The 22,505-nt window shown below is 65.3% G+C and carries 18 protein-coding genes, 1 tRNA gene and 1 riboswitch; of the genes, 4 read left to right on the top strand and 15 right to left on the bottom strand.

What is annotated here, in order from left to right:
* Positions 1-127 precede the first annotated feature (127 nt).
* Together AC1RNQ_RS18680 and AC1RNQ_RS18675 are read left to right on the top strand one after the other, a co-directional pair.
* The gene (locus AC1RNQ_RS18680) at positions 128-1,003 is read left to right on the top strand and encodes an FkbM family methyltransferase (protein ID WP_493173570.1); all 876 of its coding nucleotides are present in this window, start codon (positions 128-130) and stop codon (positions 1,001-1,003) included.
* A gap of 87 nt (positions 1,004-1,090) precedes the next feature.
* Positions 1,091-1,180, top strand: a tRNA-Ser gene (locus tag AC1RNQ_RS18675).
* 242 nt (positions 1,181-1,422) lie between these two features.
* On the opposite strand, the gene AC1RNQ_RS18670 is transcribed toward AC1RNQ_RS18675, so the two are convergent.
* The 15 genes from AC1RNQ_RS18670 to gmd all read right to left on the bottom strand — a co-directional run bounded on the left by AC1RNQ_RS18670 (position 1,423) and on the right by gmd (position 20,024).
* Positions 1,423-2,091, bottom strand: a complete 669-nt coding sequence (locus tag AC1RNQ_RS18670) for a hypothetical protein (protein WP_493173568.1) — start codon at positions 2,089-2,091, stop codon at positions 1,423-1,425.
* Positions 2,092-2,265: 174 nt separating this feature from the next.
* The gene (locus AC1RNQ_RS18665) at positions 2,266-2,892 is read right to left on the bottom strand and encodes a GTP pyrophosphokinase (protein WP_493173565.1); all 627 of its coding nucleotides are present in this window, start codon (positions 2,890-2,892) and stop codon (positions 2,266-2,268) included.
* Positions 2,889-3,908 carry a hypothetical protein gene (locus tag AC1RNQ_RS18660; protein WP_493173563.1) on the bottom strand — a complete coding sequence of 340 codons (1,020 nt, stop codon included), beginning with the start codon at positions 3,906-3,908 and terminating at the stop codon, positions 2,889-2,891. Before AC1RNQ_RS18660 ends, AC1RNQ_RS18665 begins: the two co-directional genes overlap by 4 nt.
* A 258-nt stretch (positions 3,909-4,166) precedes the next feature.
* Positions 4,167-4,742, bottom strand: a complete 576-nt coding sequence (locus AC1RNQ_RS18655; protein WP_493173561.1) for a TMEM165/GDT1 family protein — start codon at positions 4,740-4,742, stop codon at positions 4,167-4,169.
* Positions 4,743-4,837: 95 nt separating this feature from the next.
* A riboswitch (yybP-ykoY riboswitch) is annotated at positions 4,838-4,941 on the bottom strand.
* Positions 4,920-5,150, bottom strand: a complete 231-nt coding sequence (locus tag AC1RNQ_RS18650) for a hypothetical protein (RefSeq protein WP_493173560.1) — start codon at positions 5,148-5,150, stop codon at positions 4,920-4,922. (Overlaps the previous riboswitch by 22 nt.)
* Positions 5,150-9,376: a translocation/assembly module TamB domain-containing protein gene (locus AC1RNQ_RS18645; protein WP_493173558.1), complete on the bottom strand. Its 4,227-nt coding sequence runs from the start codon at positions 9,374-9,376 to the stop codon at positions 5,150-5,152. Before AC1RNQ_RS18645 ends, AC1RNQ_RS18650 begins: the two co-directional genes overlap by 1 nt.
* On the bottom strand, positions 9,376-11,709 hold the full coding sequence (locus AC1RNQ_RS18640) for an autotransporter assembly complex protein TamA (protein WP_493173556.1): 2,334 nt from the start codon (positions 11,707-11,709) through the stop codon (positions 9,376-9,378). Before AC1RNQ_RS18640 ends, AC1RNQ_RS18645 begins: the two co-directional genes overlap by 1 nt.
* 221 nt (positions 11,710-11,930) lie before the next feature.
* On the bottom strand, positions 11,931-13,094 hold the full coding sequence (locus AC1RNQ_RS18635; RefSeq protein ID WP_493173554.1) for a glycosyltransferase: 1,164 nt from the start codon (positions 13,092-13,094) through the stop codon (positions 11,931-11,933).
* Positions 13,091-14,005, bottom strand: a complete 915-nt coding sequence (locus AC1RNQ_RS18630) for an NAD-dependent epimerase/dehydratase family protein (protein ID WP_493173552.1) — start codon at positions 14,003-14,005, stop codon at positions 13,091-13,093. The genes AC1RNQ_RS18635 and AC1RNQ_RS18630 overlap by 4 nt, the downstream gene beginning before the upstream one ends.
* Positions 13,998-14,447 carry a dTDP-4-dehydrorhamnose 3,5-epimerase family protein gene (locus AC1RNQ_RS18625; protein WP_493173550.1) on the bottom strand — a complete coding sequence of 150 codons (450 nt, stop codon included), beginning with the start codon at positions 14,445-14,447 and terminating at the stop codon, positions 13,998-14,000. The genes AC1RNQ_RS18630 and AC1RNQ_RS18625 overlap by 8 nt, the downstream gene beginning before the upstream one ends.
* 23 nt (positions 14,448-14,470) lie before the next feature.
* Positions 14,471-15,583, bottom strand: a complete 1,113-nt coding sequence (rfbG, locus tag AC1RNQ_RS18620) for a CDP-glucose 4,6-dehydratase (protein ID WP_493173548.1) — start codon at positions 15,581-15,583, stop codon at positions 14,471-14,473.
* Between the two features lie 8 nt (positions 15,584-15,591).
* A complete protein-coding gene (rfbF, locus tag AC1RNQ_RS18615) occupies positions 15,592-16,377 on the bottom strand; it encodes a glucose-1-phosphate cytidylyltransferase (RefSeq protein ID WP_493173546.1) in 786 nt (261 codons plus the stop codon).
* A 120-nt stretch (positions 16,378-16,497) separates the two neighbouring features.
* The gene (locus AC1RNQ_RS18610) at positions 16,498-17,961 is read right to left on the bottom strand and encodes a protein adenylyltransferase SelO (RefSeq protein ID WP_493173544.1); all 1,464 of its coding nucleotides are present in this window, start codon (positions 17,959-17,961) and stop codon (positions 16,498-16,500) included.
* 43 nt (positions 17,962-18,004) lie between these two features.
* Positions 18,005-18,946: a GDP-L-fucose synthase gene (fcl, locus tag AC1RNQ_RS18605; protein ID WP_493173542.1), complete on the bottom strand. Its 942-nt coding sequence runs from the start codon at positions 18,944-18,946 to the stop codon at positions 18,005-18,007.
* Entirely contained in the window at positions 18,939-20,024 is a 1,086-nt protein-coding gene (gene gmd, locus AC1RNQ_RS18600) for a GDP-mannose 4,6-dehydratase (protein WP_493173540.1), read from the bottom strand. Before gmd ends, fcl begins: the two co-directional genes overlap by 8 nt.
* A 167-nt stretch (positions 20,025-20,191) precedes the next feature.
* Between gmd and AC1RNQ_RS18595 the strand changes: the two genes are divergently transcribed.
* Together AC1RNQ_RS18595 and AC1RNQ_RS18590 are read left to right on the top strand one after the other, a co-directional pair.
* Positions 20,192-21,187: an SDR family NAD(P)-dependent oxidoreductase gene (locus tag AC1RNQ_RS18595; protein ID WP_493173538.1), complete on the top strand. Its 996-nt coding sequence runs from the start codon at positions 20,192-20,194 to the stop codon at positions 21,185-21,187.
* 36 nt (positions 21,188-21,223) lie between these two features.
* Positions 21,224-22,492, top strand: a complete 1,269-nt coding sequence (locus AC1RNQ_RS18590; RefSeq protein ID WP_493173536.1) for a nucleotide sugar dehydrogenase — start codon at positions 21,224-21,226, stop codon at positions 22,490-22,492.
* The last annotated feature ends 13 nt before the right edge of the window (positions 22,493-22,505 follow it).

Genomic DNA, 22,505 nt, shown 5'->3' with positions numbered 1-22,505 from the left:
GGAGACGAGTCGAGTCATAAGCGCGGCGGATGGAATGGCCGCGCTTTCCGGCAGTTCGATCGGTGCGACCCGAGCCGGGCGGCGTTGACGCTGTTGCCCGGCGGCGGTACGCGCAGTGCGGATTTTCATGAGGGGCGCAATGGGTATCGATCCGGGAATATTGAGATTTTTCTCCCCCCTGCGCCGCCTGCGCGGGTGGCAGCGCCTGTGCCGGGCGCTCAGCGGCCCGGCGCGCCAGGCGCATGGCGAGATCGCAATGCGCTATTCGCGCGGCGAGGTGAGCCTCGATCCCGGTTCCTTTGTCGAATGGAACGTCCTGGTCCTCGGCGATTATGAAGGCGACGAGAAAAGGATATTCTGCGATCTGGCCCGGCGGCGCGGCAAGACCGGGGCATGCCTGGACGTCGGCGCCAATGTCGGCATGCATTCGCTGACCTTTGCCGAATGTTTCGATCAAGTGGTTTCGGTCGAACCGAATCCGCCGGTTTTCGAACGCCTGGTCCGCAACATCACGAGCGGGTCGACGGGCAATATCCGCCCGCTGAACGTCGGGCTCGCCGACAACGACGGCGAATTGCTCTTTTACCAGCCCACCGAGGCGAACCAGGGCACCGGCACTTTCGATCCGATGTTCGCCCCCGCCCATGCCCGCGAGATTTCGCTGCCGATCCGCATCGGCGACCAGATCGTCGAGGAGACCGGACTGGCGGGCCGCATCGATGCGATCAAGATTGATGTCCAGGGTTTCGAGCCGCAGGTGCTGGCGGGGTTGGGCGCGACGCTGCGCCGGTGCCGGCCGCTGCTGTGGTTCGAGGTGTCGGATTCGACGATCGAGCGGATGGCGGACTATGGCGGCGTCAACGGCGTCGTACCGTTCGAATTCGACCTGTTCCGGTTCCGAACCTATCCGGTCGCGGGGGTTTTCTACCGGACGGAACTGGTGGCATGCGATGCGGATGCGCCGCTGACCAATGCCGATTATCTGGTCGTGCCAAAGGGGTGAAGGTTGGGCCGCGGTCCGATGAGGTTTGATCGGACCGCCAAGGTTTACCCTTGTCGGCCACGAGGCGTTCGCTATGGCGCAGGGCAAGGACAGGTGGCCGAGTGGTTTAAGGCAGCGGTCTTGAAAACCGCCGTGGGTGCAAGCTCACCGTGGGTTCGAATCCCACCCTGTCCGCCAGCATCGGATGATCGGTTCCGACGCTGTGTGCTTTCAGCCCGCACCGTGAAGAGATATCGACCTTCGTTTTCCGTCGGCATCGGAACAATTTTTGATGCAACAAAATGGGCAATAGGGTTGCAGAGATAAATTTTCGATTCGGGCGTGTAGCGGGTTGAGCCTCGGAGCGGCCGAAGCTGGGCCGTGAGCCGACTGTCAGCTTTACGCCTAGTCAGACCAGCAGCTGACGGCCAACGATTATGTTAGAGTATCTTCTCGACCAGAAGTCGAAACTGCGGCTGTGCCCCTAGCTCGCGCATACGCATTTCCAGCTTGGACCGAACAACTCTGAGGAGCTCCTTTGGACGCTCTGCGGTCAAGTCGATCTCGAGGCTCTTGCCCGACAGCTTGTCAATAGCGACGATTGTGAACTTGGCCCCGATTGCGTCCTCCACGGCCAATCGCCAAAGCCATTTGTGAGGTACGCTTTCACGAGTCATCGTCTCGCCCGGCCGCCTTTGCTCAGCCCACTTGTTTCGCAGCGGATAGCCCTGCGCGATGTAGTGCTGCGCCCAGTTCGTTTCCGAAACGAACGACGCGATGGCATCATCGACGCGTTCAATCACCCGAAAACGTGGCACGCCGCCGCGCCGCATGATGTCGTACATCAGGCCCTCCACATAGCTCGTCGGACGCCGTGTCGCCGTGCCTGCCTCGCGTAACCTGCGGTCTACGCGCAATGCGAAGTCTTTCGATTGGCCCACATAAACGATGAGGGTGTTGAATTCGCCGACATGGTCCGGCGTCGTGGGATCGTGGATCGCATAAGTGATCCACCCCTTCTGTTCGCCCTCAAGCTTCGCTCGAACCTTCTCGCGATCAACCGCTGCGCGAAACTGTGGGTCCTGCCAATAACGAGTGAAGCGTTTCACCGGAATAAGATGCGCGACTCGGCGAAGCTGCGCAATCACTGAGCGGGGCACTCGGCGGCTTTTCGACTCAATCCGCGCCGTCCATGACCGATCCGCGGACTCCTGGAAGCTGTTGTCGCACAGAATCGGCAACAGGTTGCGGGGAAAATTCGCGCGTAAGCGCAAACCGCGCCCTCACTGTGTTGCTTGGGGCTTCGCATCCAATTCAGCGAATAGTTCATCGAACGCGCGATCAGCCCCCCACGCTTGTGCGGACGTAAATGCAAGCATTCGAATCTGATCCGCCGAAAGGTTACCACTCTCCGGCTTATAGCCGAGGTCATGCTCTGCTTCCGACCAAGCGTGTTGGAATAGAGTTTTAATTTGAAGCTCAAAGAAAAGTGGAATCTGCTCCTTAGGCCATGTTCTGTCTATTATTTCGTTCGGAAAAAGGCATATGAAGTGCCTGCCGAAATAGCCGAATTTCCATTCGGAGTCTGGAACGACGTCTTTTGCCTCTGTTGTACGGAAATATGGCAACAATATTTCAGTGATGCGTTCGACGTCAACTTTATAAAATACCGTTACCCTCGCGCCAATCTGATCCTGTATTTGAAACAGTGGCTCTCGGTATTTTGGCGTGCCATCTTTGTTGAGGATGGCCGCCTTCCGTATAAAACGCTCCACGCTCTTGGCCCGAGCTGAAACACGATCAATTCGAGGCTCTCCGTGCACGTAGTCTGAGATCAAGTCGGCAAGGCCCTTCGCTAAAGGTGTGAGCACCGCTTCGTGACGAGCGGCGTAATCTTTTTCGAGAGTCATCGAACTGCCTTCGACAGCTTCTGACCAACCACCTTGCCAGTGGTAGAATAGGTAACTTCTCCCGCATCCGAGGACTCGCTGCGCTGGAACACCTCATCAAATCTGCCGGTAGCTGCTGTTAACAGAGCTCCGTTGCTGAGCTCAATCGTCCTATAAGACAGCTGCCTGTTAAATTCTTCAGCACTAAATCGAAATCGATCATTCACTAAATCGTGATGTCTCATCTCACCTACGACCGCATTACGCGCATCCGGAGACAAATTAAATCGATCTAGAAACTGTGAAGTGGTCATGATCTCACCGTTAAGGTTCTCCCCAAGAATTGCGGCCGCGACTATCTCACTCCTTACGCGCGGCTCGCCGGATGATCTGGATGCATTTTTCATGGCAACGGCTAAGACTCTTGTTCCCTGCGCAGCCGTGGTCCTAAAGTCTGATGCGAGGAACTCATTGATCCAGTACTGCGATACGTCAGTCTCTTTGCTAGTTACCTGCCGGTCTACAGCCCTTCCTGCCCAGAATGCGGCATCTGACATAACATCCTGGTACATGACGGCCTTGTATAATTTAGCACTGCGGAGAAAGATGCGTTCGACGAATTGGACGCTGAGAGCCTCCCGATTTTCGTCTGCCAAAATCCCGCTGTATGCCGCAAATCTAGCGAGAATTACGCGCCGCTCGCCGTCAACATCACCTACTGCTAGAAAAAGTAGACCAAGTGCAGATCGCTTGGTGGAGTACAAAGCAAGCCTTGTCGCTAAGAGCAATCCAGACGCAACTGACGGGGCGGCCGCGTACGCAAGCAATAGGTCGCGACAGTCGTTTTGAGCTACCCCGTCGGCGCGGCGGTTGAACGAGATCTCGATCTTACATTCTCGTTCTGAAGTGTCGAAAACGTCTTGGAGGAGGTCAAAAACCTCACCCGTGAGTGGTACATCCGCACCAACGATCTCACGAGGTATCTGGAGGCCCCGGTTGGGATAGACTAGGTATGTCTGTAGATGCGTTATCGCCATTGGACGTCCCCCAGTAATAGACGGCAACTATCACTTTTTGTTCATGCTGGCTGCACTTCATTGGCATGTTTAGCGCCACATTGTTCGGCCTCCAAATCAACTCCGTTGGAGGCATGGCAAAGGCCCGAGCGTGCCAATCTTTTTTGGATAACGCTTCTTGTGAAATTTACCCCCGCACGATATTAAGAAACTGAAAATAAACAATATCACGTGCAACCCTATTGCCCATTTTGTTGCATAGCGCGTTTGCCGTATTGCTCACGCTTGTGTCCAACCCGCGGTCTGCACCAGCACCCACAGGCCGATTAGGAGGAACAGCGCGGCGGCGATCTTCCGCACTGTGCTCAGATTCACGCGCTTGAGCAGTTCATGCCCCAGAAAGATCGCCGGCACATTGGCGATCATCATCCCCAGCGTGGTGCCCGCCGTCACCAGCGCGACGCTGTGATATTGCGCGCCCAGCGCTATCGTCGCGACCTGGGTCTTGTCGCCCATTTCGACCAGGAAGAAGGCGACCAGCGTCGTCAGGAAGGCGCCAAAGCGGGGTTTCGGCGCGTCGTCGTCGTCGAACTTGTCGGGGATCAAGGTCCACGCCGCCATGGCGATGAAGCTGGCGCCGATCGCGGTGCGGAACACCGGGCTGTCGAGGAAGGCGGCGGCCGAGGCGCCGAGCAGCGCCGCGAGCGCGTGGTTGGCGAGGGTCGCCACCAATATGCCGAGGATGATCGGCAGCGGCTTGTTGAATCGCGTCGCGAGCAGGATAGCGAGCAATTGCGTCTTGTCGCCGATCTCGGCAAGCGCGACGACGGCGGTCGAGGTGAAGAGGGCTTCCATGGATGAACTCCGGGGCCGGGCGGCGTTGCGATTCCAACGGACATCGAAACCCGCCGCCCGGCCCGGACGTGGGGTCGATGCCATTGGTCTCGCCCAAGCGCGTGTCGCGCTTCCACCGCACCACGGCCTCTCGACCGAGTATGTTGACGCGGTGGCCCGTCCCGAACGGACGGCTGGCTACTCCCCAGATGACGGGGGCGCGGTAGCGGGCGGGGGTTCGGCTGGCAAGGGCTTTGGCTCGACCTCCCCCGCATCCCTCGCCGCCTTGTCGGCGGCGGCGATATCGGCGTCCATCGCCTTGGCGCGCGCCTCGATCTCCTTGGCCGCCTTGTCGTAGCGGTCCTCGAACTTCGGCTCCTTCTCGCAGGCGGCGAGCAGCAGCGGCAGGAGGAGCAGCGCGGCGCGCATCAATAGTCCTTGCGGTAGCGGATGCTGAAATTGGTCTGGCCCGAGCCGCCCGCCTGGCTGAGGATCGAGAGCGCCGGGGTCAGGCTGATTTCGAGCTGGGTCGCGGTATAGCCGCGGCCGTCGGTGATCACCTCGAGATAGATGTCGTTGGTGATATGCTGGCCGGCGGCGAGCGCGGTGCCCCTGCCCTGCGCATCGTCGGGGCCGAGGACGCGGAGGCGATCGATGCCGGTCGCCGATTGCAGCGCACCGAGCGGGCTGAGCCCACCGCTGCCGCGCAGGCTGTTGAGCGACGCGGCGAGCTGCACCGCCTGCAGCGGCGACAATTCGGTGATCGAACTGCCGAAGAGGATGCGCGACACGATCTCGTCCTGCGGCAGGCCGGGGACACTGGAAAAGGCGATCTGCGGGTTCTGCGCGCGGCCCGACACATTGACGGTCACGGTGACATTCTCGATCGTGTCGCTCGCGACGAGGCGGATCGACGGGTCAAAGGCGTCGCCGGTCGGGAAATTCACCCGCCCCTCGGTCAGCTCGAACGAGCGACCCGCGAAGCCGAGCGTGCCGCGCACCAGCTCGATCTCGCCGGTGACGCGCGGCGCCTGGGTGGTGCCCTTGAGCGTGACGTCGGCCATCCATTCGGATTCGAGCCCCATACCGCTGACATAGATTTCGTCGGTGGCGCGCAGGCGGATGTCGAGGCGGATGAGGTCGAACAGGCTGGTGCCGACCGCGGCGAGGCCGTCGCCGCTGATCCGTGGGCGGCCCGCGGGCGGCTTGCGGCGGACGCCGGTGAGCACGGGGACCTGCGCGGCGCCCTGGCGGACGATGCGATAGCGCGTTTCGGGGAGGCGGAGGTCACCCGAGAGCAAAGCGGTCTGGCCCGCGACCTTTTCGAGCGTGAGGTTGCCGGTGGCGCGCGCCGACAGGTCGTCGCTGCGCGCGAGGCGGGCGTTGTCGAGCACCGCGTCGATCTTCATCGGATAGCCGCTGTCGCTGGCGAGGCTGACGTAGCCCGAGGCCTTGACACTGCCGTCGCCCGCGGTGGCGGTGAGCTGTTCGATCTCGAGCCGGTCGCCCGAGAAGCGGCCGTTCACGACCATGTTGGTCAGCCGCGTGCCATAGGTGAGATTCTCGTAATTGAGCGCATTGCCGCGGATGACACCGTCGAGGCACGGGTCCGAGAGGCGGCAGCTGAAGTCGGCGGCGACCGCGATCGGCCCGCCGAGCCGCTGGTCGCCCGAGCCGACGAAGGAGAAGAGCGTGTCGGCGGGGCCGTTGTAGCGGATGCCGCCCGACAGCGGCGCGGCTTGCAACCGTGTCATCCACGTCCCGGCGCCCGGCGGTAGCGGGCGGAGCGAGGCCTGGAGGCGGCCGATGACGCTGCCGCGCTTGCGCATCACCGCGCTCGCCTCGCCGCCATCGGCGAGCAATTTGCCCGCAAAATTGACGTCGACCGGCTGGCTGACCGTCGCGGCGGTGGTGCGGGTGAAGCCGGTGATCGTCAGCCGCGCATCGGCGCGCGGGAAGCTGCTGCCGCTCGCCTGCTCGAAATCGACGCTGCCCGTCGCGCGGCCGCCGAGGCCCATGTCGGGATAGACGGCGTTGAGCAGCGACAGGTTGACCCGGTCGAGGCGGCTCTGGACCATGATGCCGTCGCCGAAGCGCCCCGCGAGCCGCGCGCTGCTGCCGCGCCCGAAATCGAGGTTGGTCGGGAGCAACTCGTAACCGTCCTTGCCGGGGATGATGCGCGCGGGGCTGGTGGTGCGGAAGTTGATGCCGGTCGCGCGGCCCTGCACCGAGGCGCGCCAGAGTTCGGGGGTCAGGTCGGCGTTGGCGGCAACGCGGAAGGGCACGCCGCTGCTGCCCTCGACCAGCGCCTGCGCCTTGCCCGCGCCATTCTGGTAATCGATCTTCACGCGGCCGACCGCGATGTCGAATTCGCGGATACGCGTCTGCGCGATCTGGATGTCGGCGATGACGCGCGGGCGCTCGTAAAGGATGACGTCGGCGTCGACGATCGCAGAGCCGATCGCGAGCTGGGCCGGCCCGGGCAGCACGACATTGTTGGCGCGGACGTTGATCGCCGCCGCCTGGTATTTGCCGGCGGCGCTGAGGCGGACGAGGCCGCCGAGGCCCTGTCCCGAGGCGTCGAGCTGGCCGACGAAGGGACCCGCGGCGCTCTGGACGAGGCGGCCCTTGAAGCCGATGCCCGACAGGTCGCCACGCTCGATGTCGATGGTGAGCGGGCCCTTGGCGGTGAGCAGCACGACGTCGGCGGCGAGCGGGCCATAGTCGGTGTCGCCGGTCGCTGCGAGGCGGTAGCCGTTCGGCGCGCCGGTGATTCGCGCAACGAGCTTCTGGAGCCCGATGCCGAGGCCGGGACGGTCGGCGGTGAGCGTCGCGCGCGGATCGGTGATCGTGCCCGCGAGCTGGAGACCGAGCGGGCCGTAATCGGTCGAGGAAGCACGTGCGGTCAGCTGGATCTGGCCATTGGGGTTGTAGCTCCCCTGCCCGCTGGTGACGCGCATCAGCGGCGCGTTGAGGCGGAGGTTGGCGAAGCGGATGATGCCGTCGGTGCCGTAGCGGAGGTCGCTCGACGCCGTGGCATTGCCGCCGAGGACGTTGCGGACGCCCGAGTTGAAGAGCTGGGTCGAGCGCGCGCGGACGCGGCCGACGATCTCGAAGCCGCCGTTCGGTGCGGTCTTCAAATCGGCGTCGGTGTCGATGTCGAAGATGCCGACGCTTTCGATGCGATAGTCGTCGATCCGCCCGTCGATGGCGCCGGTATAAAAGCCGCGATTAAGGTCAGCGATCAGGATCGCCTTGGCGTCGATGCGGCTCGAGCGCAGGCGCATATTGTCGCTGAGCAGGCGGCCGTCCTTGTAGGCGAGATCGCCATCGAGGCGGACCTGGACGAGCGTGCCGCCGGCGACGACATCGAGCCCGCGGATGCGCGTCGCGCGGCCCGCGACGGGGATGAAGATCTGGTCGGGATCGACGCGCGCCTTGCCCGAGAGGGCGAGCGCCTCGATGACGATGTCGTTGACCGCGAGGCTGGTGGCGTTGGCGGTATATTCGACCGTCGGCAGGCGAAACTCACCGTCGAGCCGCGCCTGCGCGCGCAGTCCGCTGCCGCGCACAGTGGGCGCGATGGCGCCGGGCTTCAGCAGCACGAAGGCGACCTGCAATCCATCGTAGCGACTGGCGCCGAGGTCGATCCCGCCGCTGAGCCCGACGCGCGCGGCGTCGGACGAAATGCGGCCGTCGAGATCGACCTTGCGTTCATTCAGCCGCGCGGTGAGCTCGATCGCGGTCTCGGTGCCGAGCATATCGGCGACCGGGCCAGCGGCGAGCAGCCGCGACGGTTGCGCGGTGCCCTTGACCGCGAATGTCCCATCGCGCGCGGCTAGGCCGAGGCGCGCGAGCGGCTGCGTGCCGAGATTGCCGGTGAGCGTGCCGTTCCAGGCCTTCCAGTCGCCCTTGCCCGAGAGTTTGGCGGTCAGGGGCTCCTTAAAGCCGCCCATGGCGGCGAGGACACCGCCCTGCGGGGCGTTGATATCGAGATCGACGTCGAACCGGTTCGATTCGGGGACGGCGTCGAGGATGAGCGCGAGCTTGTCGCCCCTGGCATCGCTGCCGATCGTCTCGGCATCGGCGGTAACCTGCGCGCGGCGGTCGGCGATCGCGATCTTGCCGCTCAGGCGCGCTTCCTGCCGCTGGCCGGCGACGGGCGCTTCGAAAACGAAACGTTCGACCTGCAATTTGGCGACGTCGATGTCGATGTCGGGCAGCAGTGGCTCGCCCGTATCGGGCACCGGCTTGAAGGCGGGAAGCCGCTGCATCGTAATCGTCTGCGCGGTGGCCGAGCGGATATCGATGTGGTTCGAGAGATAGGCGAAGGGCCGCCAGTCGAGCTTGACCTCGGGCGAGCGCAGGAACACGCCCTTGGGATCGGACAGGGTCAGGTCGCGGATCGTCATCGCGCTGAACAGCGATCCGTCGAGGCGGCCGATACCGATCTTCATCCCGTTTTCGAATTCATATTTTTCGATCTGCGTGACCACCCAGCGCCGCCCGGCGTCGCTATTGAGCCCGATCAGGAACAGCCCGATCAGCGCGACGAGGCTGAGGATCGCGATGCCCGTCCAGCGCGCGATGCGCCGCGGCCAGGACGGCTTCGCCTTCGGCGGCGGCGCGTCGTCGAAGGCGGGCCCGTCGGCCATCAGAAGGCCTGCCCGATCGAGACATAGACGCTGACCCGTCCCTCGCCCGGCTGGCGATCGATCGGGGTCGCGATGTCGAGGCGCATCGGACCGAAATTGGTATAGAAGCGACCGCCGATGCCGACGCCGTAGCGCAGGTTCGAGAAGGTCGGGGTCGAGCCGCGATAGACCTGCCCCGCATCGACGAAGCCGACGATGCCGTAATTGCCGAAGCGGTAGCGCGCTTCGACTGCGGCCTCGTTGACGCTGCGCCCGCCGATCGGATCGTTGTTCGGATCCTTGGGCCCCAGTTGCTGGTAACCGAAGCCGCGCACCGAGCCGCCGCCGCCGGCGTAGAAGCGCCGCGAGGGCGCGAGATTGTCGCGCGCAGCGCCGAGGATCGAGCCGACGCGAACGCGACCCGCGAGGACGACGCTGTCGGTGACCGGATAATAGCCGCTGACGTCGATGCGCGCGCGGGCATAGGGCGAGAAGCGGCCGCTCAAGGAGCCTTCGGGCTGGAGCAGCCCGGTGACGCGGAAGCCCTTGGTCGGGTTCAGCAAATTGTCGCTGCGGTCGATGCCGAGCTGGCCGGTCAGGCCCGCGATATAATAGACGCTGCGGTTGCGGTCGGCGAGGAGGAAGTCGTAATCGTCCTCGCTCGTCGCGATCAGGTCGAGGCCATAGGCGTAGGTCAGCTTCTTCTGCCAGATCGGCGTGGACTCGCGGCTGACGCGGAAGCCGACGCGCCCGGTGAGCGCTTCGAACGCGTTGTAATTGCTGCGCGACGCCTCGGCGATCAGTTCGAAGGTTCGGTCGCGGCGTCCGGCGTTCGAGCGGCGGAAGGTCGCGCCGAGCGACTGTTCCTGCGTGCCCGCGACACCGCGGATGATCAGCGCGCCTTCGGGCGGGAAGAGGTTGCGGTGCGTCCAGCTGCCCTCGAGGCGGATGCCCTCGCCGGTGCCGTAACCGGCGCTGGCGGCCAGCGTGCGCGGCGGGCCGGCTTCCTGCGTTACCAGCATCGTCACATATTCGGTGTCGTCGCCGGCGCTCTCGCCGGTCTTTTGCGGCTCGGCCGAGACGGTCGAAAAGAGACCGGTCGCGACGAGCGCCTGGCGCAGATCGTCGGCCTTGCGGCTGTCGTAGAGCTCGCCGCGCTTGAAGCGCGCGAGCAGCTCGACATGCTCGACGTCGAAGGCGAGCTTGCCCGTGGTCTCGAACCCGCCGAAGCGCGAGCGCGGGCCGATGTCGACGGGGAGCGTGTAGACGCCGTCGCCGGTCGCGCCATCAAGGAGGATGTCGCGCTGGCCGACGACCGCAAAGGGATAGCCCTCCTCGGGCAGCTTGAGCGCGATCGCCGCTTCGGCCCCCTGCACGCGCTGGGCGACGATCGGTTCGCCGATGGCGAGCGGGAAATTATCCTTGATCAAGGTCGGTGGGACGGTGGGGGCGGCGTCGATGACGATGTCGGAGAGCGTGTAGCGCTGGCCGGGCACGACATCGATGATCGCGGTGAGCGGGCGGCGCTGGCGCGGGACGGTGTCGGGCGTCGTGCCGCCTGCCGGGGCAGCAGCAGGAGCGGTGGCGCCTTCGCCGCGGTCGCTACGCCGTCCGCCACCCTGTCCGTCGCCACCGCCGCCGCGGTCGAGCCGCGTATCGACGCGCGCGTCATAATAGCCCTCGGAGGCGAGCACGCGGCGCATCAGGTCGGCGTCGGCGGTCAGCCGCGCGCGGACCATCGCGGCGTTTGCCGCCTCGCCGTCGCCGTCGTAGAGCGCCGACAGGTCGCCGAACAGGTCGGCGAGGTCGGCGTCGGTGCTGTCGTCGGCGGGCGCGAGGCCATTGACCTGGACCGCGTAGGTTACCTTGACGCCCTCGTCGGCGGATTCGGGTTCGGCGAATTCGACAGGTTCGACGTTGAAGCTGTCGAGCGGCGGCAGCGGCGCCACGAGTTCGGGGTCGTTCACGGGCGCGTCGCCGATCGCCTCGACCGCGTCGCCGTCGGCGAGCGCGGGGGTCGGGGCGGGCTCGGAACCGGGCGCGACTTCGCTTTCGGAGGCGGCCTTGGTCGCCTGGCGGCGCTCGAATTCGGCGATCGATTCCAGTGGGACGTCGAGTTCGGGGTCATCCTCGGCCGAAATCGGCGGGATGGCCTTATCGAACTCCTCGTCCGCGATGATCGGTTCGACCGGGGGGAAGACGGCGTCGGGCGGCGGCGGCGTGGGCTTCGCCATCTCGGCCTCGGGTGCAGGCTCGGGCGCGACGGTCGTGGTGACGGGCGGGGGTTGCGGCGCCTCCTGGCCATGGGCGGCGGTCGCCGCGAGCGAAAGCAGCGAAACCGACAGCGCAAGCATAGGACGCAGCGGCGCGGCTGCCGCGGCCCGGCGGATCAATATGCGAGGGTTTTCAGAATCTTGCATCTGCTGGCCGCCAATCAGGGGGTTCTGACCCGCGGCGAGGGGCGGCGCAACCAGTTTCTGCCCCGATGCGATGGATGGATGGCGGTCCGCAACTGGTGATGTCCCCCTGCCGTTGCCCGAAGCAACGTCGCTTGGGGGCAAGTGGTTCCGCGCGCTCAGCTTTCGCGGCGGAGGAGGTCGATCATGACTTCCGCCTGGCGATTGACCGACAGGTTGGAGAGCGCATAAGCGCGTGCCGCGGGGTCGGCAAAATCGCCCTTGTCGAGCAGCTCGGCGAGCAGCGTGGCGAGGCCCGCGGCATCGCCCTCGTCGAACAAATGCCCCTGCCCGCCCATCACCTCGGGAATCGCGCCCGAGCGGCTGCCGACCATCGTGCGCCCGCACGCCATCACTTCCTGGATGACGCGGCCATATTGCTCCTTCCACTTGGCGGAGCTGAGCGAGGGCAGCACGACGATGTCGGCGGCGTTCATGTAGCGCGCCATGTCCTCATGCTTCGATTCGAAGAAGATCACGCGGTCGCCGAGGCCGAAGCGTTCGATCTGCGCCTGCAATTGCGCCGTATAGCCCGAGGCGCCGATGAAATCGTCGATCAGGAACTGCCAGTCACGATCGCGGATCCGGTCGAGGGCGTCGATAAGCACATGGATGCCCTTTTCGGGGGTCTGGCGGCCAAAATAGGCGATCGTCGGGCGCGTCAGGCCGAGTTCGGCGCGGATCGCGGCGCGCTCGGCCTCGGGCAAAGGCTGGAACAGGCGCGGGTCGAAGCCGAGCGGAACCTGCGTCGCCGTGAGGCCCAAGCCTTCGATCAGCGCGGTGCCGTCGGCGCTCAAGGTGAAGACGCGGTCGACCTTGCGCTTCGCCGCGCGGCGCAGCCACGCCTTGACCAGCGCCGAGGCGATGCCCGCGGGGTTGCGCGTCTCGAACGCTTTCTTGAGGTCGATGCCGAGGCTCTGCGGCATGTTCTCGGCGGTCAGCGACCAGAGCTTGGCGCCCGGCGCGACCTTTTTCGCTTGCTGCACCATCATGCTCGCGGGGTCGCTGTCGCAATAGATATGCGTCGGCTGGAAGGTGTCGACGATGGCCTGTAGCCCCTGCAGCGTGTGGGTGCGCTGGTTGGTGCCGCTGAGGTCGAGCAAGGTCAGCGCGTAATTTTCGGGCGGGAAATCGGGGGTGTCGCGCCATTTGCCGCCGACGAAATGTCGGCGTGGGACGACGAGGTGGACGGGAATGCCGAGCGCGCCGATTTCGCGGAACAAGGCGCGGTTCACCGGCTCGTGGCAGGACAACGAGATGCCGAGGAGGCGCGGGCTCGTCATAAGAAGGCGGCGATGGTGCGGCGCGCTTCGTCGGCGATGCTGGCGGTGGGAGTCCAGCCGAGCGCGCCGAGACGCGAGATGTCGACGGTGAAGGGCTCGCGGAAGGCGTCGGTGCCGTCGCCGTAGGCCATCGTGGCCGGCTGGGGCGCGGCGGCGGCGATGGTTTCGGCGAGCGCCTGCATCGTGATCGCTCGCCCGGCGCCGAGGTTGAAGAGGTTCGCCCAGCCCTGTTCCGCGCGCAGCAACAGTTCGACCGCCGCGATGGCATCGCCGAAGGGCAGGATGTCGCGATAGCTTTGCCCGTCGTTGCGCAATTCCATCGCGCCCTTCTCGGCGACCTGGCGGCAGAGGTCGATGAAGATCAGTCCCGCCTGTTCGCCGAGGTCCTTGTGCGCGGGCGCGCCGACCATGTTGGTCGGGCGGAGGATCGCGATGCGGTCCGCCGCGGAGCTGGCGAGCAGCCGTTCCTCGACCGCGCGGTGCGCCTGGCCATAGGGATGGTGCGGCGCCGGGACCATGTCTTCGGAATAAAGCGTGCCGACCTTGCCGCCATAGACATGGAAGGTCGAGAAATGGACCAGCCGTCCTGCCCGCCCGCCGTCGAGCGCCGCGAGGCAGGCATCGGCAGTGCTCAGGCCATGCGCCATCGCGGCGTCGGCGTCCTGGCCCGCGGCGCGCGCGCCGGGCATGGCGAGGTTGACGATCGCGGCAAAGTCGCCGCCGGGAAGCGCCGCGTTGCGGCTGCTGTCATAGCGAAAGGAGGCGATGCCGCGTTCGGTGAGCCAGGCCGCGCGCGCGGGCGTGTCCGAGCGCACGGTGACCGCGACGTCCCATCGGTTCGCCAGCGCTTCCGCCAGCCGCGCGCCGAAATATCCGCTGCCGCCGACGAGCAGCAGCCGGACGTCAGCCATGCCTGACGTCCCAGTTGTACGGAATCTTGTCGGAGAACGGGTCCATGCGGTCGATCTCGTCGGCGCGGTGCGCGATCGTCGTGCAGTTCGCGACGATCGCGGGATATTGGCCGTAACCCTTGAAGCCGTTCCACACGAAGGGCGGCACGGTGACGAGGCAATAATTATCCTCGCCCATGAAGATTTCCTGCAGTTCGCCGCGCGTCGGCGAGCCTTCGCGGTCGTCGTAGAGCACGAATTTGATGCGGCCGTGGACGACGGCATAGTTCAGCGTCATCTCGCTATGGATGTGCCACGCCTTGATCGCGCCGGGCTGGACGCAGGAGAAATAGATTTCGCCGAATTTCTCGAAATGCGGCGCGTCGGCGCGCAGCATGTGCATGATCTTGCCGCGCTCGTCCGGAATCTGCCGCAGCGGTGTAATCAGGACGCCGTCGATCATCTGTTTCCCCCTTTGGGTCTGGTTCAGGCCGCCCAGGCGAGCGATTTCGCCCGCGCCTCGGCCACATAGGTTGCGATATCGTGACGCGTCTGCGCCAGCGGATCGGCGCTGTCGGCGACCACCGCCTTGTACCAGCCCGCGGTCAGCGCGACCCCGCCCGCGAAGTCGAGCGTCGGCGCCCAATCGAGCTTGTGATAGGCCTTGTCGATCGACAGGCCGAGCAGCCCCGCCTCGTGCACCGCGCCCGCCTCGGCCGCATTCACCCATTCGCCGGGCCAGTGCTTCAAAAATTCGGTGACGAGCCGCTCGACCGAGCCATTCGCCTCGATCCAGGGGCCGAAGTTGAAGGCCTCGGTGACGTCGGTCGGCGATTTCACCCGTGCGGTGGTCGCCGCGCCGCCGAGCAGCGCGCCAAGCCAGAGATAGCCGCTGAGCGATTCGAGCACATGCTGCCAAGGGCGCGTCGCACGCGGATTGCGGATGCGGATCGCCTCGCCCTGCGACAGGCTGCGCACGCAGTCGGGGACGATGCGGTCGAGCGACCAGTCGCCGCCACCGATGACATTGCCCGCGCGCACGGTCGCCATCTTTACCGGGCTGTCCGGGCCTGAGAAGAAGCTGCGGCGATAGCTGTGCGCGACGATCTCGGCGGCGCCCTTCGACGCGCTATAGGTGTCGTGCCCACCCATCGGGTCGTCCTCGCGGTACCCCGACAGGATTTCGCGATTCTCGTAGCATTTGTCCGATGTCACGCAGACTGCCACCGCGGGCCGCCCGGCGCGGCGCAGCGCGTCGAGGACATGGACGGTGCCCATGACGTTGGTCGCCATCGTCTCGACCGGATTGTCGTAGCTGTAGCGCACGAGCGCCTGCGCCGCGAGGTGCAGGACATAATCGGGCTGGTGCGCCGCGACGACGTCGTTCACCGCATCGGCGTCGCGTACGTCGCCGACGATGTGGGTCAGCCGGCCGGCGAGGCCGATGCTGTCGAAATGCGTCGGTCCGTCGTCGACCTTGTGCGAGAAACCGACGACATTGGCCCCGAGCGTGAGCAGCCATTCGGCCATCCACGAACCCTTGAAGCCCGTGTGGCCGGTCAGGAGGACGGTCTTGCCGCGATAGGCGTCGCCGAACATCGGGCCGCTTACCACTTCTTCCAGGGCGCCTGCCCTTCGGCCCACAGCTCGTTGAGCAGCGAATATTCGCGCGGCGTGTCCATCGGCTGCCAGAAGCCGTTGTGTTCGAACATCATCAGTTCGCGGTCGGCGGCGAGGCGTTCCATCGGCTCGCGTTCGAGGATCAGATCCTCGCGGTCGTCGAGATAGTCGTCGACGAAATCGCGGTTGAAGACGAAGAAGCCGCCGTTGATGTGGCCGCCCGATACCTGCGGTTTCTCGTTGAAGCTGGCGACAACGCCGCCCTCGGTGCCGAGTTCGCCGAAGCGCCCCGGCGGGTAGACGCCGGTGAGCGTCGCGGTCTTGCCATGGCCCTTGTGGAAATCGACGAGCGCGGTGATGTCGACGTCGCCGACGCCGTCGCCATAGGTCGCGCAGAAATGCTCGACGCCGTCGAGATAGCGCGCGCCGCGGCGGATGCGCGCGCCGGTCATCGCGTCTTCGCCGGTCTCGGCGAGCGTGACCTTCCAATCCTCGGTCTGGTGCTTGTGGAACTGCAACCGGTCCTCGCCGCGCTTCGACAGGTCGACGGTGACGTCGGACGACTGGTTCGCGTAATTGAGGAAGAAATCGCGGATGATGTCGCCCTTGTAACCCAGCAGCAGGACGAAGTCGGTGATCCCGTGCGCCGCATAGATTTTCATGATGTGCCAGACGATCGGCTTGTCACCGATCGGCACCATCGGCTTGGGCAAAGTTTCGGACACTTCGCGGAGGCGGGTCCCGCGACCGCCGCAGAGAATCAAGGCTTTCATAGGGCTGGGTTCATTCCGTTCTGTTGGGTCAGGATGCGGCGGAATCGATTGGGCTTTTGGGTGCCCGCTCGGTAGCCGCAAAGCCAAGACGCTGCAACGCGCTTGAGCCCGTAACGGCCCTCATGTGCCGCAATAAGTGACATAGGCGGCGGCCTCGGCGGGACCGGGCTCCGCATAATCCGCCCATTCGGCGCGCTCTGCATAGGGATGGCGGACGACGTCGAGCAGCGCCTCGAACGGCGCGAGATCGCCCGCCTCGGCGGCGTTGAGCGCGGCCTCGACCCGGTGATTACGCGGGATATAGTGCGGATTGACCCGGTCCATCGCCGCCGCGCGTTCGAGGGGGTGGATATCCTCGCGCTCCAGCGCGGCCCACCAAGCGGCGATCCACGGCGCCATCGCCTCGGGGTCGGGTAGCAGCGCCGCCATCGGCCCGGCCTCGCCGCGCAGCAGCATCGCGAGCGTGCGGAAGAAGCCGGTGAAATCGACGCCATGCGTTTCGAGTTCGCCGAACAGGGTGTCGATCAGCGCGGCGTCGGCGTCGTGCGCGCTTGTGAAGCCAAGCTTGGCGCGCACCCGCGCGAACCAGTGGCTCCGGAAGCGTTCGGGGATCGCGTCGACGAGCGCCTTGGCGGCCTCGACATCGGCCGGGTCGACGGCATGGATCGCGGGGAGCAAGGCCTCGGCGAAACGCGCCATGTTCCAGTGGAGGATCTGCGGCTGGCGGCCATAGGCATAGCGGCCGTTGGCGTCGATCGAACTGAACACGGTCGAGGCCGAAAAGCGGTCCATGAACGCGCAGGGACCGTAATCGATTGTCTCGCCGCTGATCGCCACATTGTCGGTGTTCATCACCCCGTGGATGAAACCGGCGCCGAGCCAATGCGCGACGAGGTCGCACTGCAGCCCGATCACGCGGTCGAGCAGCGCGAGATGCGGGTTCGGCGCAGCGGCGAGATCGGGGAAATGGCGGCGGACGCTGTAATCCGACAGCTGGATCACATGCTCGGCACCGAAATGCGCGGCGAAGAACTGAAAGGTGCCGACGCGGATATGGCTCGCCGCGATGCGCGTGAGCACCGCACCGGGATGCGCGCGCTCGCGCTGGACGCGGTCGCCGGTCGCGACGGCGGCGAGCGAGCGAGTGGTCGGCACGCCCATCGCCGCCATCGCTTCCGAGACCAGATATTCGCGCAGCACCGGGCCGATCGCCGCCTTGCCGTCGCCGTTGCGCGAGAAAGGCGTCGGGCCCGATCCCTTGAGCTGGACGTCGAAGCGTTTGCCGCCGGGCGCGACGATCTCGCCGAGCAGCAGCGCGCGGCCATCGCCGAGCTGCGACGAGAAATGGCCGAACTGGTGCCCGGCATAGGCGAAAGCGAGCGGATTGGCCCCCGTCGGCAGGGCTTCGCCCGAGAAGAGCCGCGCGAGCGTGGCATCGTCGGTGCACCGGGTTTCGAGGCCGAGCTTTTCGGCGAGCTTGTGGTTGAAGGCGAGCAGCGTCGGCGCCGAGGGCACGGCGGCTTCGGCGGGTGCGTAGAAGCCCTCCATGTCGCGGTGGAAGCTGTTGTCGAAGGCGATATCCATGGGCGCCTTTGTCGATCCTACGCCCGGCGATTGCAAGCGCGCGTCAGGCGTGGTGCGCGAGGAACCAGTCGTACGTCGCGGCGATGCCTTCACGGAGATCGATCTTCGGCGACCAGCCCATGGCGGCGAGCTTCGCATTCGACATCAGCTTGCGCGGGGTGCCGTCGGGTTTCGACCGGTCCAGTTCGATAGCGATATCGGCGCCGACGACTTCGATCACGAGGCGCGCGAGGTCGGCGATGGCAATATCGCTGCCCGATCCGACATTGACATGCCCGGCGTCCGAATAGGCCTTCATCAGGAAGACGCAGGCGTCGGCGCAATCGTCGACGTGAAGGAATTCGCGCATCGGGGTGCCGCTGCCCCAGAGCGTCATCGTCTTGGCGCCCGAGACCTTGGCTTCATGTGCCTTGCGGATCAGCGCGGGCAGCACATGGCTCGAATTCAGGTCGAAATTGTCGCCGGGGCCATAGAGGTTGGTCGGCATCGCCGAGATATAGTCCGCGCCATATTGGCGGCGATAGCTTTGCGCGAGCTTGATCCCCGCGATCTTGGCAATCGCATACCATATGTTGGTGGGTTCGAGCGGGCCGGTGAGCAAAGCCTCCTCGACGATCGGCTGTTCAGCGAACTTGGGATAGATGCACGACGAGCCGAGGAAGCAGAGCTTCGCGACATCGGCGCGGTGTGCGGCGTCGACGATATTCGTTTCGATGACGAGATTCTGGTAGAGGAAATCCGCCGGAAAACTGTCGTTGGCAAGGATGCCGCCGACCTTCGCCGCGGCGAGGATCACCGCGTCGGGCTTTTCCCTTGCCGTCCAGCTACGCACCGCCGCCTGGTCGAGCAGGTCGAGCGTGTCGCGCCCTGCGGTCAGGACTTCGCAATTCTCGTCGGCGAGCCGGCGCACGAGCGCGCTGCCGACCATCCCGCGGTGCCCCGCGACCCAGATGCGCTTGCCCGCGAGCGAAAACGCCTCAGTCATGCGCCGGGGTCGTGCCGGCCTTGTAGGCGGCGAGGTCGGCAGCGACCATTTCGCGGCACAGTTCGCGCACCGAGGTTTCGTGACGCCAGCCGAGCTTCTGATGCGCCTTCGACGGGTCGCCGATCAAGAGGTCGACCTCGGTCGGGCGGAAATAGCGCGGATCGACTTCGACGATGCAGGCGCCGGTCCTGGTGCAATAGCCCTTCTCGTCGACCCCCTTGCCCCGCCATTCGAGCGCGATGCCGACATCCTCGAACGCCCACTGCACGAAATCGCGCACCGGGGTGGTCTCGCCGGTCGCGAGGACATAATCGTCGGGTTCGTCCTGCTGCATCATCATCCACATGCCGCGGACATATTCGGCGGCGTGGCCCCAGTCGCGCTTGGCGTCGAGGTTGCCGAGATAGAGCCGGTCCTGCTGCCCGAGGCTGATCGCCGCGGCGGCGCGGGTGATCTTGCGCGTCACGAAGGTCTCGCCGCGCAGCGGGCTTTCATGGTTGAACAGGATGCCGTTCGACGCGTGCATGCCATAGGCTTCGCGGTAATTGACCACGATCCAATAGGCGTAGAGCTTGGCCGCGGCATAGGGACTGCGCGGATAGAAGGGCGTGGTTTCGCGCTGCGGCACTTCCTGGACGAGGCCGTAGAGCTCCGAGGTCGAGGCCTGATAGAAACGGCACGTCTTCTCCATTCCGAGGATGCGGATCGCCTCGAGCAGCCGCAGCGTGCCGATCGCGTCGCTGTTCGCAGTATATTCAGGGGTCTCGAAGCTCACCTGCACATGGCTCTGCGCCGCGAGGTTATAGATTTCGGTCGGGCGCGTTTCCTGCACGATCCGGATCAGGTTGGTGCTGTCGGTCAGGTCGCCGTAATGGAGGTGCAGCCGCGCATTTTCGACATGCGGGTCCTGATAGATATCCTCGATCCGCCCGGTGTTGAACGAGGAGGAGCGGCGCTTCAGCCCGTGGACGACATAGCCCTTTTCGAGCAGCAGCCGCGCGAGATAGGCGCCATCCTGCCCGGTGATCCCGGTGATGAGGGCGATCTTTTCTTGTCCGGACAAGCCGTTGGTCCTCATATTGGAGGCGGCGCCGAAGGGCGGTCCGCGCGTCGTTTCGGGGCGGCCTCCCCTTTCCGCGCCGCGCGTCCGAAGTCAACCGGCTGTTCACCCTTGCTCTTGAAACTTCGCCCTTGTTGCGATGCACCAGCATGGCTATCGCGGCGCTCGGCAACAGGAGACAGGGTTTGACCGTGCTCATCACCGGCGCCGCCGGCTTCATCGGTTTCCACCTCGCCCGGCGCCTGATGGGCGAAGGCCGACCGGTGGTCGGCATCGATATCGTCAACGATTATTACGACCCGGCGCTGAAGCGCGCGCGGCTGGCCAGGCTGTCCGAAGAATATGGCGATCTCTTCGCCTTCCGCCAGGTCGATTTTGCCGATGCCGAGGCGCTCGACGCGGCGCTCGCCGATCTGAAATTCGCCGATATCGCGCATCTGGGGGCGCAAGCGGGGGTGCGCTATTCGATCGAGAACCCGCGCGCCTATGTCCAGGCGAACCTCGTCGGGCATCTCAACCTGCTCGAAGTCGCGCGCGAGCGGGGCGTGCCGATGGTCTATGCCTCCTCCTCGTCGGTCTATGGCGGCAACAAGGTGATGCCGTTTCGCGTCGAGGACCGCGTCGATCATCCGATGTCGCTCTATGCCGCGACGAAGAAGGCCGACGAGCTGATGAGCGAGACTTACGCGCATCTCTATCGCATCCCGCTGACCGGGCTGCGTTTCTTCACCGTCTATGGCCCGTGGGGCCGCCCCGACATGGCGATGTGGATCTTTACCAAGGCGATTTTCGAGGGCACGCCGATCCAGGTGTTCAACGCCGGGGCGATGCGCCGCGATTTCACATATATCGACGATATCGTGTCGGGCGTCGCGGCGTGCATCGCTCATCCGCCGCCCGACGACGGCGAAGTGAAGGCCGGCGGCAGCGTCGCGCCGCACCGGCTCTATAATATCGGCAACAACCGCTCCGAGGAACTGACGCGGATGATTTCGCTGATCGAGGAGGCCTGCGGGCGCGAGGCGATCAAGGAAATGGCGCCGCTGCAACCCGGCGACGTGCCCGAGACCTATGCCGATATCGGCGCGATCTCGGGCGACCTGGGGTACGAGCCGACGACGCCGATCGACGTCGGCATCCCCAATTTCGTCGCCTGGTACCGCGAATATCACGGGCTCTGAGCCCCGCCCCCAACTCCCCCAAGGAACTCGGATAGCATGAAGATCGTCGTCGTCGGGCTGGGCTATGTCGGACTGCCGCTTGCGGTCCAGCTCGCGAAACATTTCGAGACTGTCGGGCTCGACAGCAATGGTGCGCGTATCGCCGAGCTGCTGGACGGCCACGACCGCACCGGCGAGGTCGATGCCGCGGCGCTGGGCGCCTCGACGCTGGCACTGACCAGCGATGCCGGCGATTGCCGCGGGGCCGATCTCTATATCGTCACCGTGCCGACGCCGATCGACGCCGACAATCGCCCCGACCTGTCGCCGGTGCGCAGCGCGACGCGCACCGTCGCGGCGCTGATCGATCCGGCGAAGACGCCGACGATCGTCTATGAAAGCACCGTCTACCCGGGGGTGACCGAGGACATCTGTGGGCCGATGATCGAGGAATTGTCGGGCCTTACGCGCGGCACCGATTTCTTCCTCGGCTATTCGCCCGAGCGCATCAACCCGGGCGACCGCGAACATAGTGTCGACAAGATCATGAAAGTGCTGGCGGGCGAGAATGAAGCGGTCACCGAGTTGCTCGCGACGGTCTATGGCAAGGTGACGAGCGGCGGGGTGTTCCGCGCCCGCTCCATCCGCGCCGCCGAGGCGGCGAAGGTGATCGAGAACGCCCAGCGCGACATCAACATCGCCTTCATGAACGAAGTGACCAAAATCTTCTCGGCGCTCGACATCTCGGTGTGGGACGTGCTCGACGCGGCGCGGACGAAATGGAATTTCCTGCCCTTCGAGCCCGGGCTGGTCGGCGGCCACTGCATCGGGGTCGATCCCTATTATCTCAGCCACCGCGCGCAGGAGCTCGGCATCGACCCGCAGGTCGTGCTGTCGGGCCGCGCGATCAACGACGGCATGGCCAAATGGATGGCGGGCGAGGTCGACCGCGCCTTGGGCAAGGCCGGGGCCGACATCCTGATCCTGGGGCTGACCTTCAAGGAAAATGTCCCCGACCTGCGCAACAGCAAGGTGATCGACCTGGTCGAGGCGCTGCGCCGCCGCGGCCACCGTGTCGCGGTGCACGATCCGCACGCCGACCCCGCCGAGGCGCGGCACGAATATGGGCTCGAACTGGCATTGATGCCGACAGATGCCGCCTATGACTGCATCGTCGGCGCGGTGCGTCACGATGGCTTCCGTGCGCTCGAATCCGCCGACCTCGCCGCGATGCTGCGCCCGGGCGGGCTGGTCGCCGACCTCAAGCGCATGTGGAAGCCCGAAGGCGACGTAGCCGTTACAGCCCTGCGTTACTGGTCGATTTGACCCTCTGGGGGTG

The sequence above is a fragment of the Sphingopyxis sp. GW821-FHT12F08 genome (assembly GCF_058806755.1).
This window is presented reverse-complemented; position numbering and strand designations above follow the sequence as displayed.